Origin of the sequence: Azoarcus indigens (assembly GCF_004361735.1) — a bacterium.
Lineage (GTDB): Bacteria > Pseudomonadota > Gammaproteobacteria > Burkholderiales > Rhodocyclaceae > Azoarcus > Azoarcus indigens.
In genome coordinates this window covers 1-15,588 of the sequence record NZ_SNVV01000005.1, presented here as the reverse complement: position 1 = coordinate 15,588, position 15,588 = coordinate 1, and the positions used below count along the sequence as shown (strand labels likewise).

The 15,588-nt window shown below is 69.9% G+C and carries 11 protein-coding genes and 1 pseudogene; 3 read left to right on the top strand and 9 right to left on the bottom strand.

The genetic code is table 11. The features are described 5' to 3' along the window. Positions 1–58 precede the first annotated feature (58 nt). From atzF to C7389_RS07235, 4 genes are all read right to left on the bottom strand, one after another. Complete coding sequence (atzF, locus tag C7389_RS07250; RefSeq protein ID WP_133589867.1) at positions 59–1,897, bottom strand: allophanate hydrolase; 1,839 nt, start codon at positions 1,895–1,897, stop codon at positions 59–61. A 186-nt stretch (positions 1,898–2,083) separates the two neighbouring features. Then, the gene (locus tag C7389_RS07245; protein ID WP_168977676.1) at positions 2,084–2,890 is read right to left on the bottom strand and encodes a CmcJ/NvfI family oxidoreductase; all 807 of its coding nucleotides are present in this window, start codon (positions 2,888–2,890) and stop codon (positions 2,084–2,086) included. 85 nt (positions 2,891–2,975) lie between these two features. After that, positions 2,976–3,470, bottom strand: a complete 495-nt coding sequence (locus tag C7389_RS07240) for a cupin domain-containing protein (RefSeq protein WP_133589863.1) — start codon at positions 3,468–3,470, stop codon at positions 2,976–2,978. 328 nt (positions 3,471–3,798) lie between these two features. Beyond that, on the bottom strand, positions 3,799–4,683 hold the full coding sequence (locus C7389_RS07235; RefSeq protein ID WP_162851694.1) for a LysR substrate-binding domain-containing protein: 885 nt from the start codon (positions 4,681–4,683) through the stop codon (positions 3,799–3,801). A gap of 103 nt (positions 4,684–4,786) precedes the next feature. On the opposite strand from C7389_RS07235, the gene C7389_RS07230 reads away from it, so the two are divergent. Next, positions 4,787–5,689 (top strand): LysR family transcriptional regulator, encoded by a 903-nt coding sequence (locus C7389_RS07230; RefSeq protein WP_133589858.1) that lies wholly within the window; start codon positions 4,787–4,789, stop codon positions 5,687–5,689. Positions 5,690–5,698: 9 nt separating this feature from the next. Here the strand turns inward: C7389_RS07230 and nhaA are convergent, their stop codons facing one another. Further along, positions 5,699–7,090: a Na+/H+ antiporter NhaA gene (nhaA, locus tag C7389_RS07225; protein ID WP_133589856.1), complete on the bottom strand. Its 1,392-nt coding sequence runs from the start codon at positions 7,088–7,090 to the stop codon at positions 5,699–5,701. Positions 7,091–7,344: 254 nt separating this feature from the next. Here nhaA and C7389_RS07220 point away from each other — a divergent pair, with 254 nt between their 5' ends. After that, the gene (locus C7389_RS07220) at positions 7,345–7,980 is read left to right on the top strand and encodes a hypothetical protein (protein WP_133589854.1); all 636 of its coding nucleotides are present in this window, start codon (positions 7,345–7,347) and stop codon (positions 7,978–7,980) included. On the opposite strand, the gene C7389_RS07215 is transcribed toward C7389_RS07220, so the two are convergent. The 4 genes and pseudogenes from C7389_RS07215 to C7389_RS07200 all read right to left on the bottom strand — a co-directional run bounded on the left by C7389_RS07215 (position 7,981) and on the right by C7389_RS07200 (position 13,709). Beyond that, positions 7,981–8,229: a hypothetical protein gene (locus C7389_RS07215; RefSeq protein ID WP_133589852.1), complete on the bottom strand. Its 249-nt coding sequence runs from the start codon at positions 8,227–8,229 to the stop codon at positions 7,981–7,983. A gap of 283 nt (positions 8,230–8,512) precedes the next feature. Continuing rightward, positions 8,513–11,332, bottom strand: coding sequence for an autotransporter outer membrane beta-barrel domain-containing protein (locus C7389_RS07210; protein ID WP_162851693.1), 2,820 nt, complete (start codon positions 11,330–11,332; stop codon positions 8,513–8,515). Positions 11,333–11,884: 552 nt separating this feature from the next. After that, positions 11,885–12,479, bottom strand: a pseudogene (locus tag C7389_RS25380) (NAD(P)H-dependent oxidoreductase). Positions 12,480–12,530: 51 nt separating this feature from the next. Then, on the bottom strand, positions 12,531–13,709 hold the full coding sequence (locus tag C7389_RS07200) for a GGDEF domain-containing protein (RefSeq protein ID WP_133589848.1): 1,179 nt from the start codon (positions 13,707–13,709) through the stop codon (positions 12,531–12,533). 164 nt (positions 13,710–13,873) lie between these two features. Here C7389_RS07200 and C7389_RS07195 point away from each other — a divergent pair, with 164 nt between their 5' ends. Next, positions 13,874–15,214 (top strand): patatin-like phospholipase family protein, encoded by a 1,341-nt coding sequence (locus tag C7389_RS07195; RefSeq protein ID WP_133589845.1) that lies wholly within the window; start codon positions 13,874–13,876, stop codon positions 15,212–15,214. Positions 15,215–15,588: the final 374 nt, after the last annotated feature.

Below are 15,588 nucleotides of genomic sequence, written 5' to 3'. Positions count from 1 at the left end.
TGTTGTCGGGCGGGGGGAGTGAAAAAGGGCTTGGGCGTGCATTGATCGGCGGGAAAACTCAGGCGGCCGCCTCCAGCGGGCGCTGGCTGGCGAGGTAGGCGCGCCAGCCGCCGTGGGCGGTGACGTCCACCGCGCCGGCCACGGCGGCGGCTTCGCAGATGAAGCCCTTCACCTGGCGGCCATCGGCCAGGGTCAGCGTGCCTATGCCCAGCGGCGCCGGAATCTCGGCGACGAAGCTGCCGAAGTTGCGCAGCGGCAGCGCCCACACCTCGACCTCCAGCGCGCCGCCGCCTTCGGCCACGCGCACCATGCCGGGCTTGGGCGGCACGGTGCCCGGCAGGGCGTAGAGGCGGTAGTCGGGCGCGGACAGCGTGGTTTCCAGCAGGCGGCCGCCGCGCTCCACCAGCTGCCAGTTCAGCGGCAGGCCGGAGAGGTGGGCGCCGACCACCGCCACTTCCACCGTGGGTTCGGCGGCCGGCAGCGGCGCCAGCGCGGCCTGCGCCAGCGGCGGCTGCGCCAGGCTCATGCCGAAGCGCTGATGCAGGCAGCCCTGCAGCCGGCGGCCAGCCTCGGCCAGGCGGTGGTCGGAACCGGCGGCACCCAGCAGGGTGATGCCGGCCGGCAGGCCGTCGGCGCGGAAGGGGCCGGGAATGGACAGCCCGGCCATGCCGAGCAGGTTCACGAAGTTGGTGTAGGCGCCCAGGGTGCTGTTGAGGGCGATGGGCTCCGCCGCGATCTGCGCGTGGCTGTAGATGGTGGGCGCGGTGGGCACCAGCAGCAGGTCGGCCTTGGCCAGCTCGGCCATGCAGCGCTTGCGCAGCCCTTCCAGCGCGTACTGGCCGCGGAAGGTGTCGGTGGGGCGCATGCCGTCGGCGCGGCCGATGATGGCGCGCACCGTCGGCTCCATGCGCTCCGCATGCTCGTCCATGAAGGCGCCGACGGCGATGCGGCGCTCCGCCACCCAGGGGCCGTCGTAGAGCAGGCGGGCGACGTCGTTGAAGGGGCCGAGGTCGATCTCGACGAAGCGCACGCCGGGCTGGGCGGCGACGGCGTCGAAGGCGGCGCGCCAGGCGGCTTCGGCCACCGCGTCGCCGCAGAACTCCAGCGCGGTCGGCACGCCCAGCACCAGTTCGCGGCTCACCGGGCCCAGCGGCGGCGGCGGCGCGGAGTAAGGATCGCGCTCGTCGGCGCCGGCCAGCAGGCTCAGCACCGTCCAGCCGTCTTCCACCGTGTGGGCGAACACCGACACGCAGTCCAGGCTGCGGCAGGCCGGCACCACGCCGTAGCTGCTCACCAGCCCCGGCGTCGGCTTCACCCCCACCAGGTTGCAGGCGCCCGCCGGCACCCGGCCGGAGCCGGCGGTGTCGGTGCCCAGGGCGAAGGCCACCCAGCCGCGGGCGGTCACCGCCGCCGAGCCGGAACTGGAGCCGCCCGTCATATAGGCGGGGTCGAAGGGGTTCTTCACCGCGCCGTAGGGCGAGCGGGTGCCGACCAGGCCGGTGGCGAACTGGTCCAGGTTGGTCTTGCCGACGAGGATGGCGCCGGCGGCGCGCAGCCGCGCCACCACCTCGGCGTCGGCCTCGGCGGTGTAGGCGAATTCGGCGCAGGCGGCGGTGGTCGGCAGGCCGGCGACGTCGATGTTGTCCTTCACCGCATAGGGAATGCCCAGCAGCGGCCGGGCGGCACGCGCAGCCGGATCGGCCAGCAGCGCGGCGCTGGCGACAGCCTCGGCGCGCACTGCGGCGCGCTCACGCAGCAGGATCCAGGCTTCGCCGCCTTCCTCGGCGGCAATGCGGTCATACAGGCTGTCGACGACTTCGACCGGGTCGAGGCTGCCCTCGCGGTAGGCCTGCTGCAGGGCGGCTATCGTCAGGGGCTGGGCGGGTGTGGTTTTCATGTGCACCTTCTTGAATACAAGATCGCATTCAAGAAAAGCGATTACCGTGCCAGCCAGAGGCTACATCTCAAGCCCTTGTTTTCATTGGAACGAATGCCAGAGCGCCGGCGGCGGCGGCCACACCCTGCCCGCTTTCGGTGCGCCTTGCACTGTGGCGGTGCCGCACTGCCGCCTTCGCCGATCACCTCAGTCGAACAACAGCAGGCAGCTCACCTCCAGGCTGGGGCAAGGCGGCACATCGGCTGGAGCCCGCGGGTGGTCGAAAACCGCATGCGGGGTGAAGCGGGCCCGGCCATCGCTGGCGGAATCGAAGCACTTGAAGATCAGCGCTTCGTCCGGCTGCATCTGCGGGCAATGGAACCAGCGTTGTCCGGCGCTCCAGGTGAGCAGGAAGATCTGCTCGGTAGGCCGCGGAGAGTAGATATCGCAACTCACCAGTGCGTCCCTCTGCAGGCTACCGGCATCGCACAAGGCCAGCGAGGCATCCAGCCCCTGCCCGCCCAGCGGGCGCCAGAGCTTGACGATGGCGTGGCGACGACGCGCCAATGAAGCCGCCTCCTGCGGCAGCACCAAGTGCAGGCGGCGGCGGCCGGAGGTCTCGCTGCAGTCGCACCGGGCCAGAGCGGCCAGCGTCACCTCCCCGCCGTCTGCAGCAGCCAGACCGCGCGCCAGCCCCCACTGCCACAGCCGATGTTCGAAGACGATGGCGCGGCATGCGCCCAGGCGGCGGCGCAGCAAGCCCTCGCAAGCGGGGTAGTAGTCGAGCAGCAGGGCGACGGCGTCCCGGCAATCCGGCGGCGGGCTGCAACCGCGGACCAGTTCGAAGCCCTCCACTTCTATCGACGGGCCGGGCTGCAACCGGCGCGCGTCGCGGATGTCGCAGAGCCGCTGCTCCGAGGCGAAATTGTGCCGCGGCAGGCCGCCCGGCGGGCGGTAGAGATGGTGATAGAGGCGCAAGTCGGTCGGCCGCAGGAAACCCAGCGCCGCGCGCACTGGCCCGGCTGCGGCCCTTGTCTGCAGAACGGCGGCGGGGGGAACGGGATTCATGGCGAACTACCCAGGCGCCGGCGAGGCGTCCTCAATCCTCGTACGCCACCGCATCGCGCCGGCGGAAGTACAGCGTTTCCTGCCGCCTTTCGGCTGAACCGCCGGGCGCCGCACCCAGGTAGAGGCCGAGCTTGCCGCCATCCGGATACTCGACGACGTCCGGCGCCAGCATGGAGCTGACCGCCAGGTAGCGCAGGATCTCGCCACCGGTATTGACCAGGCGGTGGGCGCCAGCCGCAGCGCTGGCGGGAAAGCACAGCAGATCGCCGGCGGCGATGGAGATGCGGCGTTCGCCGCGCTCGCCGTACTCCGCCTCGCCGCGGCCAGCGAGCACGTAGACCAGTTCATCGTTGTTGCGGTGGGCGTGGCGCTGCCAGGCGGCATGGCCGGGCGCAAGCTCGGTCAGCATGCAACCCAGGCGTTCCAGCCCGGCCGCGCGGCTGGCGCGTATCAGGCGCACCGCGCCGTCTGCGCGGATTTCCACTGGCAGGGCGGTCAGGTCGAGCAGCGGCAGGACGACAGTCATCGGCGGACTCCCGGCCGATGAAGGCGGCCGTCATCTGCACTATTCCGTCGTCCCGCCGCCGCGCTGGCGAATTCTTGCGTATCGGCCGTCAAGCGCGCTTCGCCAGCACTCGGGCGTGACGGTTCAGACTCTGCCCTGCCGCCTTATTCGCGGCCTGGCGGTGTGGCGCCCTTCCTCTCTCATCCGCGACGTCCACCGTCTTGCAAGGGCTCCCCGGCGGGAGCCCTTCTTTTTTCCGGGAAAGCAGATCCCATGAACCGAAGAACCGGGCCTGGGCAAGCTCCCCGGCAATCCATGCCCGACCCGGCAATGCGCGTGGCCGCCCGGCTCACTCCGCCATGGTGCTGGCCGCCTCCTCCAGCAACCAACCGGAGAAGGCACGAGCCGCCGGCCGTTGCAGGGCGCCAACGGGCGCCACCAGCTGGTAGCGGCGCGCCGGCACGCGGCGCTCATGTGCCTGCACCAGACCGTGGGCGCGGCCAAAGTCAGCGGCGAGGCGGCCGGGCACCAGGGCGATGCCATCGCCGCGGGCCGCCGCCTCCAGCACGAAAACCAGGTCGTGACAGATCAGGAGGGGGCGCCCCTCCGCCTCCGGCGCGAAATCGCGCCAGGGAAAGGAAGGATGCGCGACCAGCGGCAGCTCGCGTACCAAGGCGGCGGGCGACAACAAGCGGGCAGTGGAAGCCAGCGTCGGGCAGGCAAGGGCAATCGCCTCGTCGCGCCACAACGGCAGCGCTTCGAAAGGCGGGTCGACCGCCTCGCAGTAACGGATCGCCAGTTCCGCCTCCCCGCCTGCCAGGTCCGCCAGGTTCTCCGACACCGACAGCCGCAGGCGCAGCCACGGCAGCCGGTGCGCGAGCCCGGCCAGGCGGGGTGCCAGCCACAAGCGGGCGAAACCAGGGGTGGCGGCCACCCGCAGTTCGGCGACCGCCGAGGGCGACAACGCCTGCAGCTCGTCCGCCAGTCCGAGCGCGAAGCGCTGCACCGCGCGGAAATAGGCTTCGCCGGCGGTACTCAATGCCACCGCGGGCGAATAGCGCAGGACCAGCCGCAGCTTCACCCTGTGCTCCAGCAGCATGATCGAACGGCTCAGGGCGGCGCGGCTGACACGCAGCTCGCGAGTGGCCGCAGCGACCGAACGCAAGCGGCCCAGCGCCTCGAAAGCGAGCAGGGCATGCAGAGGCGGCAGCGGTTCGGGCAGGCGGGCGTCCATCGGTTTCCTCCGGCCGCAATCATGACAGCAAGGACAGCCGCAGCGCAGACCATGACGCCGCAATCGCCGCGGCCGATAATCCCCTTGGAACCCCGGAGCCATCATGAGCCGCCATCCCGCTTCCGCCTCGACTCCTGCCTCGACTCCTGCCTCAAGGCAGCCTCTGCTGCACCGCCTGCCGCTGCCGGAGCTGATTGCCTTCGAGGCCGCCGCCCGCCTGGGCGGCTTTGCCGCCGCCGCCGGCGAACTGGCGCTGAGCCAGTCGGCAGTGAGCCACCGGGTACGGCAGCTGGAGGCCAAGCTGGGAGTCGCGTTGTTCGAACGCCGCGGCCGGCGCGTGAGCCTGTCGGCCGCCGGTGCCCGCCATGCCGCGGCGGTCGCGGCGCAGCTGGCCGCACTGCGGCAGCAGGCCACCACCCTGCGCACGGCAGAGGGCGAACGCCTGCGCATCGAGGTGGCTCCGCTGTTCGGCAGCCGCTGGCTGCTGCCGCGGCTGGCCACCTTCCGCCGCCAGCATCCACGGCTGGTTCTGGAGGTCGCACCGGCGCCGCTGGCCGAGGCCGACCTGATGATCCACCCGGAAACCAATCCCCGCGCCGATGGCGTACCGCTGCAGCCCCTGCGCATCGGTGCCTATGCTGCGCCCGCCCTGGCGGAACGCTGCAGCGTCCTGCTGGCCGCGGGCCGGCTGACGGATCTGCCGCTGATCCATGCCCACGGCCTGAATTGGGAACGCTGGCTGCGCGGCGCGCTGGGCACCGGCCTGACGCCGCCCGGCGGGCTGGAGGTAGACGACCCCATCGCGGCGATGGAGGCGGCGCTCGCCGGCGCCGGTGCCCTGCTCGCCCCGGCGCTGGCAGCGGAACCGCTGGTGGCGCAAGGCCGCCTGTGCGCCATCCACCCCTGGCAGCAGGAAGCCGGCCAGTACCACGGGCGCCTCAGCGCCGCCGGCCGCCACAAACCGGCCGCCGCCGCCCTGCTGGCGTGGCTGCAGGAACAGCCCTGAAGGGTGCGCTCAGCCCGCCACCGGTGCCGGCGCAGCGGCCCGCCCCGCCTGCTCCCGCAGACGCCGCGCATACACCCGCCCCCAGACGATACCGATCACCGCGGCGACCAGCGAGCCCAGCAGCACGCCCAGTTTGGCTGCGCCGAGCAGGTTCTCGTCGGTGAAGGCGAGCATGGCAATGAAGATCGACATGGTGAAGCCGATGCCTGCCAGCAGGCCAACCACGCATACGCCCGACCAGCTCACGCCCGCCGGCAGCCGGCACCAGCCGAGCCGCACCGCCAGCCAGCTGGCGGCAATCACGCCCACCGGCTTGCCCAGCACCAGCGCCACCATCACCCCGGCCAGCACGCTCCAGGCGCCGCTGGCATCCAGGTTCACGCCCCCCAGGCTGACGCCGGCATTGGCCAGCGCGAACAAGGGCATGACACCGAAGGCCACCCAGGGGTGCAGGGCCATCTGCACCCGCGTCACCGGCGGCATCAGGTCGCGCTGGGCGCGGCGCAGCTGCTTCAGCGGCTCCAACAGCGGCTGCGGGCCGGCGCTGGTGTCCTCCGCCCGCTCGCAGATGTCCTTGATGGCGCGACCGACGACATCGACCGGCCGTTCCCGCGAGAAGCCGGGCAGCACCGGCGTCATCATGCCAAGCACCACGCCGGCCAGCGTGGGATGGGCGCCGGTCTGCAGCAGGCCCACCCACAGCACCGCGCCAGGCACCACGTAGGCGTAGGCACTGCCGACGCCGATGCGCTGCAGGCCCACCACCATGGCGATGCCGACTGCCGCCACCAGCAGCCCGGAGTAATCCAGGCCACCGGAGTAGAACAGGGCGATGATGAGCACCGCGACGATGTCGTCGATGATGGCCAGGGCAAGCAGGAAGACCCGCACCGTGCCCGGGATGGACTTGCCCAGCAGCGCCAGCACGCCGACGGCGAAGGCGATATCGGTGGCGGTGGGCACCGCCCAACCCTGGCGCTGCAGCGGATCGCTGCCATTGAGGGCGAGGAAGATCAGCGCCGGCACCACCACCCCGCCGAGCGCCGCCGCCAGCGGCAGCGCGGCGAGTTGGAGGCTGGCGAGGGCGCCTTCGTGGATCTCGCGCCGGATCTCCATGCCGACGACGAGGAAGAACACCGTCATCAGCGCATCGTTGATCCAGAAATGCAGCGTCTGGGTGAAGACGTAATCGCCTATGCCCAGCGTGACCGGCGCATGCCACAGGGCGTGATAGCTGTGCGCCGCGGGAGAGTTCGCCCAGATCAGCGCGATGGCGGCCGCAAGCAGCAGCACGACGCCGCTGAAGGCTTCGATGTGGAGGAAACGCTCGAGGGTGGAAAAGGCGCGCTCGGCCAGAATCTGCGCGCGCGGCAGATCCTGCCGGGACGGATGTCGGGACATGGTTTTTGATTCACTCCGCGCGGCGGCCCGACCGCGCATCATCTTTAACCTGTCCCACCGCGACATGCGGCTGACACCCGGGCCCGATTTTAGCCGCGCCAGCGGTGGCCGGACAAGCCAGACACCGCCCAATCCGCGGTCCGACCATCCCGCCCCTGGGCCTGCCGCGGCAGGAGCCGCAAGCGTACAGCGGCTGGCTATGATGCCGGCTCGCCTCCGTCATCAACCCTTCATCCTCCCCTGGAGGTCCGCCCATGCACGTCACCGCCCTGCCCGTCCGCCACCTGCTGTCCCTATGCCTGCTCACCGTGGCCTGCCTGCCGATAAGGGCCACCGCCACCGAAACACCGATCGCCGGCGAGTGGATCAGCGACTGCCACCCGGTTGGCCGCGATGGCCGCCACGGCCTCCTGACCCGCGTCGCGCTGAGCCCGGCCAGCGTGCAGGCACGCGCCACCCTGTACGCCGACCCCGCCTGCACCCGGCCGAATGCCGAAGCACGCTACCAGGGCGTTGTGCTGGAAGTGCGCGCAGAAGGCGATGGCCGCTACGCCCTGGAACACCGCATCGCCGCGATCAGCCTGACGCTGATCGACGCCGGGGTCGCCGCCCAGTACAACGCCAGACCGGACAGCATCGGCTGCGGCCTGGGCGACTGGCAGACAGGCATCGCCCGCGAGGTCAGCGGCCGGCGCTGCACCGCCTTCCGCTTCGCCGCCGCCGGCACCGTCCTGCATGAGCGCGCCTGGCTCGGCGGCGAATCCGGCAAGGAGCAGCTGCACTTCGGCAGCCTGCCGCTGGTGTGGGACGCCGACGCCGCGGACAAACGAGCCGAAGTCCCCGGGCCGGTGGCCTTCCGCCGCGCGGGAGCAGCGGCCGACGCCCCCTAGTCAGACGGGGCCGGCACCATCGGCCCGCCGCTTGCGCTTATCAGTGACTACGCGGATTAACAGAACAAGAACCACCGGGACGGCGCAGAAGAACAGAACGATCCAGAAGTACTGGAAAGCCATGTTGCCCAGCAGAGAGTCGCCCTGGTTCCCTACCTCCAGCGCATGCGCCGCAAGCAGCACCAAGGGCGCCAACAGTACCGCCAGGGCGACAGTCGCGCCCCCTGCCACCCGTTCATCCGCAAGCAATGCGGCCGGCAGCAGGCAGAGAAATGCAAGGCAGGAAGGAAACAGGAGCGGGGCCGGTAGGGCTGAGATTCAGTCGGGGATGTGAATCACTTTCGCCCAGAGGAACAAGCCGCGCCATATGAGCACCGCCGCCGCAAGCGAAACAGGCTGGCACACAAAGCCGGCAGGTTCCGCTTTCTCGCCGGCGCCTTGATGAGGCGCAACACCAGCTCGTCGTAGTCAAAGCCAATGTTGCGCATCCTGTGCAGTCCGCCTCCCTGCGAATCCGCAATCGCGGTGCGGTTCAGAACGGCCAGTTAGCCTTCACCGACGCGGTCTGGTTAAGGAAGTCATCGCGGTACTCGGCGTCGTAGCGCGCGGTGAGCTCGACGCCGGAAGCGGTCTTGTACGTCGCCCCCGCGCCGCCCCGGAGCAGCCAGGGATCCTGCCGGGCGCCGCGGGTGACGAAGGCCGCGCCGGGCGCACCAGCAAAGGCGGAAACGATGCTTGCCCGCTTGTTGATGGTGTCATAACCGGCCCCCAGGCTGGCAGTCAGCGCGGTGCGCTCGTTCAGCTGGTGGGCCAGCTTGCCCTCGGCCGAGATGACCAGCGCTTCGGTGCTGCGGCTATCCACATCCAGGCTCAGCGCCCCCGCACCGCTCTCGCGGTAGGAATGGTCCTTCACCCAGGTGTAGTCCAGCCGGACCGAGGGCGTGAGGCTGCTCTTGGCATCCAGCGCGTAGACCCGGCCAATGCCCACGCCCAGCATCGCGGTGTCGCTGTCGTAGTCAGCGTCGGCAGTAACGCCCATGAAGCCGATGCGGCGGCGGCCGTCGTTGCTGTTGCGGCCGATGCCGGCCTGGAAGTTGAGTTCGGTGCGCTCGTCCAGGCTGAGGCTGCCGTAGCCGATCAGTTGGTAGATATCGACATCCGCGCTCTGCGGCGCAGTGGAGGACTTGCCGTCGATATCGCTGCGTCCGTAGGCGAAGGCGGCTCCCAGGCGCAGCGTGGGCGAGACGACGCCATCGGCACCGAAGACGAAGCCGTAGGTGGTGGCCTTGTAGCCTTCGACGCGGTCACGCTCGCCCTGGTCCGCCCAGGAGGCGAAGGTCTTGGCCCAGATGTTGCCGTCGCTGACGAAGCCGTCGCCGGAGGACAAGCCGCGATTGCTGTCGATGCGCGCCTGGACGATGCGGTTGATGCCGCCCAGCGCACCCTGCGTCGCCTGCATCGTGCCACCCGTCATCAACGGCACGGTCTGGGACACCGCCGCGCCTACCTCGACCGCCGTCTCCAGGCTGCCCAGCGCCTGGATGACGCCGCTCATGCCGGGGTGGCTGCCGCTGTTCTGGATGATCTGGTCGAGGACTCTCGCAGCGCCGATAGCCGGCGTCGCACCCAGGCCGGTAACCGCCTGCTCCGCGGTAAGGGTATTCACCACCGCGAGGTCGATATGGCCACCACTGCCGGTGGTGGCAACGCTGAGGAAATTGAACATCGCGCTGTTGTCCACCACGCTGTCGAAGTTGCCGCTGAGACTACCGGCGCTGACCACGCTGGTGAGGGTCTCGCCGGCCGCCAGCGAATTCAGCGCCTTCACGTCCACGTACAGGGTGCCGGCGATGCTGGCGCTGCCGCCGACGCTCAGCGTGCTGTAACCGGTGGAGGCATTCGCGCTCTGCGCCGCGATCATCAGCGTGCCGCTGGCGGTCTGCACGAAGTCGCCGGCGACGGTGGCATGAGTCACGTTGCCGGTGGAGGAAAGGGCACTTGCATCGACGCCGGTCTTGAGCGCGAGCAGGCCGCTGTTGCTGAAACTGCCGCTGGCCATGCTCAGGCCGCCGATTACGCGGCCGGCGGCGGCGTTGTTCACCGTGATCGTGGCGCCACTGGCCACGCTGACTGCGGTGTTCACGCCATAGAGCAAGCCACTGTTGCTCACCGTACCGCTGTCCGCGCCCTCGACATGGAGCGCGCTGCCGCCGCCGTCCAGCGCGTAGATGCTGCCAGTGTTGGTCGCGTTGACCGTGCCTGACAGCGAGTTCAGGTAGACGCCGGAAGCGCCGCGCACCGTACCGGCATTGTTCAGCACGATGTTGCCGTCCGGCGTCTGCGCTTCGATGCCGTAATCGCCCAGCGCATTGATCTCGCCGCTGGCGGTGTTGGTCACGCTGACATTGCCGTAACAGTCGGAGCAGTCGGCCGGCACCATGTCCACCACCGCGGAGATGCCCATGGCGGAACGCCCCGCCAGCGCCGCCGCGGCGGCATCCGCCGGCGCATTGATCAGGCCGCTGTTGGTGACGGTGATGTCGCCGTATTCGGACGCCGCCTGCACGGCGATGTCGGCGGTCGAGGAAACCGAGCCTGAGTTGGTGATGCTCACCGGCCCATCGCTCGACCATGCGACCAGCGCCTGGCGCTCGGTCGAGGACACGGAGGCGCTGTTGTCTATGCTGGCCAGCCCGTTGTAGTTCACCGCGCGAAGCCCGGCCGCATCCGCGGTGACGGTACCGGTATTGACGATGCTCACCAGTGCGCTGCTGCTATTGAAGCCGCCGTCGGCATAGACGCCGCGGGCGCCGCCGGTTGCGGTCACCACGCCGGCGTTGCTCAGGGTGACGTTGCCATCGTTGGTGGTGGCACTGATCGCGGCGCCGCTGCCGGTGTAATCCACCGTCCCTTCATTGTCGATGGTGATGTCGCCGGACACGTCGTTGCGTATCCACACCGCCCCGTCGCCGCCGATGGATGAAATCTGCGCATCGGCGCCGATGTTGACGACGATGTTGCGGTTGGCCTGATCGAAGCTCTGGCCGTTGATCGCCACCCCGGCCGAATTGTTGATGACCGAACTGCCGAGGATGTTCAGCACCTGGTCGAAGGACGGCTGGCTCGCGTAGCCGGCGGGGCGGGGCGCAAAGAACAGGCTGGCGGTGCTGAAGTCCGTCAGCGTCAGCGACGAGGAAGCGGACTCGGCCTGGACGTTGACCGAGGTGGCGTCGCAACTGAAGGTGATGACCGTCCCGGTCACATCGCATGCAACCGCCAGGGCAGCCGGCGCGTGGAACAGGGCGCCCAGGGCGGCGCACAGCGTGCCGCGCCTGAACAGTTCTTTCGTCATTGTTTTTTGTTGCATCGGTTCTCCCCTTGGTCTTGGTATTTGGCTGCCCTGCCGCCCTGCCGAACAACAGCTGCACGCATGGCAGCCCTCCAATCTACTGCAGCCCCCGTCCGGGAGGAACCACGCCATCAGCGCCGGTCCTCTTCCGCCGGAAGCCGCTCCCTGCAGGGAACTCCGGCCCAACGGAGAGCGAGCGGCACCTCCCGCCTGCGCGCCGTGCAGCCATCGTCCTTCCCCCGCCGCGGGCGAGAACGGCGTCTTGCTGACAGGAGATGTTGCTGAGACCCACCGAGCCGCCGGCGAAGCCGGTCCACTGGTTGCCGTAAAGGACGTAGCCACTGCCAGCAGTCGGGGCGCTCAGGGTATGGCCGCTGACGGTGAGCTTGGCCGCGCTGTCGGCAAGCACGGCGACGACACCGAAGGCGGGGTGAGCCCGTCACGGCCCTGCCTGATGGAAAGCAGCACCAGGCACAGGGCGGGGAAATCCTCGGCAGGAATCTCAAATGCCGGGAAATTTCCCGACTTCACGCCCATGGGCAACCGGCACGGCGATCACCCCCGCCAGCCCGCGAGGGTGCGCCGGATACGCCGCCGGAAGCCCTCCACCCTGGCGTCGTCCAGGCGCTCCGCCTTGTACAGCGACAGCGCCTGCAGCCGGCAGGCCGGCGCGCAGGTGCCCAGCAGCGCGGTCTTCAGCACCCGCCTCACCGGCTGGCGCAGCACCAGGCGGTCCACCCACCAGGGCGAACCCAGGCTGGTGATCATCAGCGCGCGCCGCAGCTTGAGCAGGCGCGGCTGGATGGCGCCGAGATCGCGAGCGTGGTCGTAGGCGATGCCCGGCGCCCAGACCCGGTCGAACCAGCCCTTGAGCATGGCCGGGAAGCCGAACCACCAGGTGGGAAAGACCAGCACCAGCCTCGGCCGCCAGCAGGCGTTCCGCCTGGGTCTGCACCGCCCGGGCGTCGAAGCCGGCGGCGTAGTAGCTGCGCCGCTCTTGGGCACTCAGTGCGGGCGGAAAGGCGCTGGCGTAGAGATCCTCGACCACCACTTCGTGGCCGGCGGCGCTCAGCGCTTCGATGGCGCTGCGGGCGAGCGCCTGGCACAGGCTGTCGCTGAGCGGATGGGCGATGACGACCAGGCATTTCATGCCGAAGTGGATCTCCTCACTGGAAGGCGGCGCAGGCGCGGCAGGCGGACTTCAGGCGCCGTGCATCTCCACCGCCGGCGACGCCGTGGCCGGCGACAACACGCGTATGCAGTTGCGGCCGGCGCGCTTGGCTTCGTACAGCTGGCCATCGGCCTCCACCAGCGCCTGCTGCAGTTCCGCCGCCGAGGCCAGCGGGGCCAGGCCCATGCTGGCGGTCACCCCGCCGGAGATGGCGTCGAAGTGGTGCCGGGCGAGTTCTGCCTGGATGCGCCGCGCCACCTCCACCGCCGCTTCCGGGCCGGCGCGGCCCAGCAGCAGGATGAACTCTTCGCCGCCGAAGCGGGCAACCAGGTCGTCCTCCCGCACCTGCTCCAGCAGCACCCGGGCGACCGTCTGCAGCACCTGGTCACCGGCGGCATGGCCCCAGGCGTCGTTTACCTGCTTGAAGTGGTCGAGATCGCAGGCCAGCAGCGTCCACGGCGCCAACCGGCGGTCCTGCAACCGGGCGCTGGCAATCTCGGTGAAGGCGCGGCGGTTGAGCAGGCCGGTGAGGCTGTCGTGGTCGCGCTCCTTGCGCAGCACCCGGATCACGTCGCGCACCGCGCAGGCCACCAGGATGCACATGAAACCGATGCCGAACACCAGCGTGCCCGCCAGCAGCACCTGCCAGTAGCCGGAGCGGGTGAGGCGCGGAATCTCCTCGAAGGGGATCACCCAGGCGACCAGCCCCACCCGCAACACGCTGTAGGCAAGCAGCACCACGTAGAAGATTCTCAGCAGCCGCTCCAGCGGATCGCCGCCGGTGCCGCCCCGCATCACGCTGCCCAGCGGCAGCATCAACATCGCCGCCACGCCGGCGGAGAGCCACAGCGCGCGCTGGCCGATGCGGTCGTCGACCCAGCCGTAATGGAACAACGCCAGCAGCGTGGCCGCGCCTATCAGCAGGCCGGGCCACAGCCGCAGGCCCTGTCCGCGCCGCATCGTCAGGCCGCGCGCCAGCGACCAGCATCCGCTCATGTGCAGCAGGCCGGCGAACAGCGACCAGCGCGCGAGCTCGGCGTTGCTCATCGCGCTCTGCAGCGCCAGCCCCAACGCCGGCAGCACATAGCCGGCCGCCATCCAGGGCAGGAAACGCTGCTGCCTGAGCACGCCCCAGCAAGCGAGCAGGACGATGCCGAGCAGGCCGAAGCCTATGGGCACGATCAACTCGAAATAGGGACTGGAGTGCAAGATGAGGGCGCGATGCCAGGGCGGGAGGGGCGATTCTAATCGAGCCGCGTTGAATCCCGCAGCGGCGTTTCCGCGCCGACCGCCAGCGCCGGGGAAACGCCGCCTTGCCTATCCATGACGTGGAACTAGACTTCCGCGGAACATGGACACCCTGGGAGCGGGAAATGGGACTGAAGGCAGCGGATTTTCATGCGGTGGCGGCGCCGGTGATCGAGCGCCTGAAGGCGGAAGGACTGGACCAGCGGCGCTACAGCGATGTGCTGGACGGCGCCGGCCACCAGTACGTCGACCTGGTGATGGAAGGCGGCGGCGTGCTCGGCGTCGCCCTGCTGGGCTACATCTACGCACTGGAGCAGGCCGGGCTGCGCTTCGTCTGCCTGGGCGGCGCCTCCGCCGGCTCCATCACCGCGCTGGCGCTGGCGGCGCTGGACGAACCGGCGCAGGCGAAGAGCGATGCCCTGATCGAAGTCGTCGCCAACATGCCGATGGCCAGCTTCATCGACGGCAAGGACGACGGCGACGACGACGCGCCCGACTTCATCAACACCATGCTGAAGCGCCCCGGCCTCATCAAGGGCTTCTGGAAAGGCATGCAGATCCTGGACAACCTGGACGAGATGATGGGCCTCAACCGCGGCGACCGCTTCCATGCCTGGCTCACCCAGGTGCTGGCCGGGGCCGGCATCCACAGCACCGCCCAGCTGCGCGCCCGCATGGCCGCCACCCCGCCGGGCTGGCATCTGCGCGAGGACAGCCCGCAGCGCGCCTCGCAGCTGGACGGCAAGGCCCAGCTGCCCGCGCTGGACGCGGAGAAGGACTACCTCTGCATCGTCGCCGCCGACATCGCCACCGAGACCAAGGTGGAATTCCCGCGCATGGCCGGGCTGTACTGGGACGAACCGGAGGCGGTGAACCCGGCCGACTACGCCCGCTGCTCCATGTCCATCCCGGTCTTCTTCCGCCCCTTCCACCGGCCGCTGAAGATCCGCGACCCGGCCCACCTGGCGCAGTGGTGCGAACAGGCCGGCCTCAACGATGGCGACCTGCGGCCCGACCGCGCCCCGCCCTTCCCGCCGCCGCAAGCCTGCTTCATCGACGGCGGCGTGCTCTCCAACTTCCCCATCGACGCCTTCCACAACACCTACAAGGTGCCCAGCCGCCCCACCTTCGGCGCCAAGCTGCAGTGGGACGACCGCAGCCACGAGATCGGCAAGCTGTCCAAGCTCATCACCCAGACCTTCAACTCCGCCCGCCACTGCCTGGATTACGAGTTCATCCGCAAGAACCCGGACTTCAAGCAGTTGGTGGCCTACATCGACACCGCCGACCACGACTGGCTGAACTTCGAGATGGACGACGCCGGCAAGCTGGACCTGTTCCGCCGCGGCGCCGAAACCGCCCGCGCCTTCCTCGCCGGCTTCGACTGGGACCGCTACAAGGCCACCCGCGAGCACCTGATCAGCGCCTACGCCCTGGCCTGGCAGCCGCAGGTGGTGAAGGTGTGAAGACAGCACCCAGCGTGGGCGGCGGAGTCCAGCGGGGTAGCAGCTTCGCCGCACTGGCCGCGGTCGTGTTTGCCGGCGGCATTGCTGCGGGCGGGCTTCGACGGCGCCTTGCCTGAGGGCAGCCGGAGAGCCCCGGGGCGAACGAGGCCGAGTCCCACGCTCCTTGCCTGGCGGTTGGCGGTTGGCGGTTGGCGGTTGGCGGTTGGCGGTTGGCGGTTGGCGGTTGGCGATTGGCGGCAAGTGTGTTGTCGAAAGGACCGCCGCGCCGCCTCACTGCCTCCGCGCGCCCACCCCGCAGGCCGACAAGGTATCGGCCGCCAGCGCCAGCGCCGCCTTCGCTTCGGCCACCGGCAGCACCCGCTCCGGCGTCACCC

Excerpts from the sequence above, each read along its gene's own strand:
- atzF (WP_133589867.1), bottom strand. The coding sequence starts at position 1,897 with ATGAAAACCACACCCGCCCAGCCCCTGACGATAGCCGCCCTGCAGCAG.
- C7389_RS07240 (WP_133589863.1), bottom strand. The coding sequence starts at position 3,470 with ATGACTGTCGTCCTGCCGCTGCTCGACCTGACCGCCCTGCCAGTGGAA.
- C7389_RS07235 (WP_162851694.1), bottom strand. The coding sequence starts at position 4,683 with ATGGACGCCCGCCTGCCCGAACCGCTGCCGCCTCTGCATGCCCTGCTC.
- C7389_RS07230 (WP_133589858.1), top strand. The coding sequence starts at position 4,787 with ATGAGCCGCCATCCCGCTTCCGCCTCGACTCCTGCCTCGACTCCTGCC.
- nhaA (WP_133589856.1), bottom strand. The coding sequence starts at position 7,090 with ATGTCCCGACATCCGTCCCGGCAGGATCTGCCGCGCGCGCAGATTCTG.
- C7389_RS07220 (WP_133589854.1), top strand. The coding sequence starts at position 7,345 with ATGCACGTCACCGCCCTGCCCGTCCGCCACCTGCTGTCCCTATGCCTG.
- C7389_RS07210 (WP_162851693.1), bottom strand. The coding sequence starts at position 11,332 with ATGACGAAAGAACTGTTCAGGCGCGGCACGCTGTGCGCCGCCCTGGGC.
- C7389_RS07195 (WP_133589845.1), top strand. The coding sequence starts at position 13,874 with ATGGGACTGAAGGCAGCGGATTTTCATGCGGTGGCGGCGCCGGTGATC.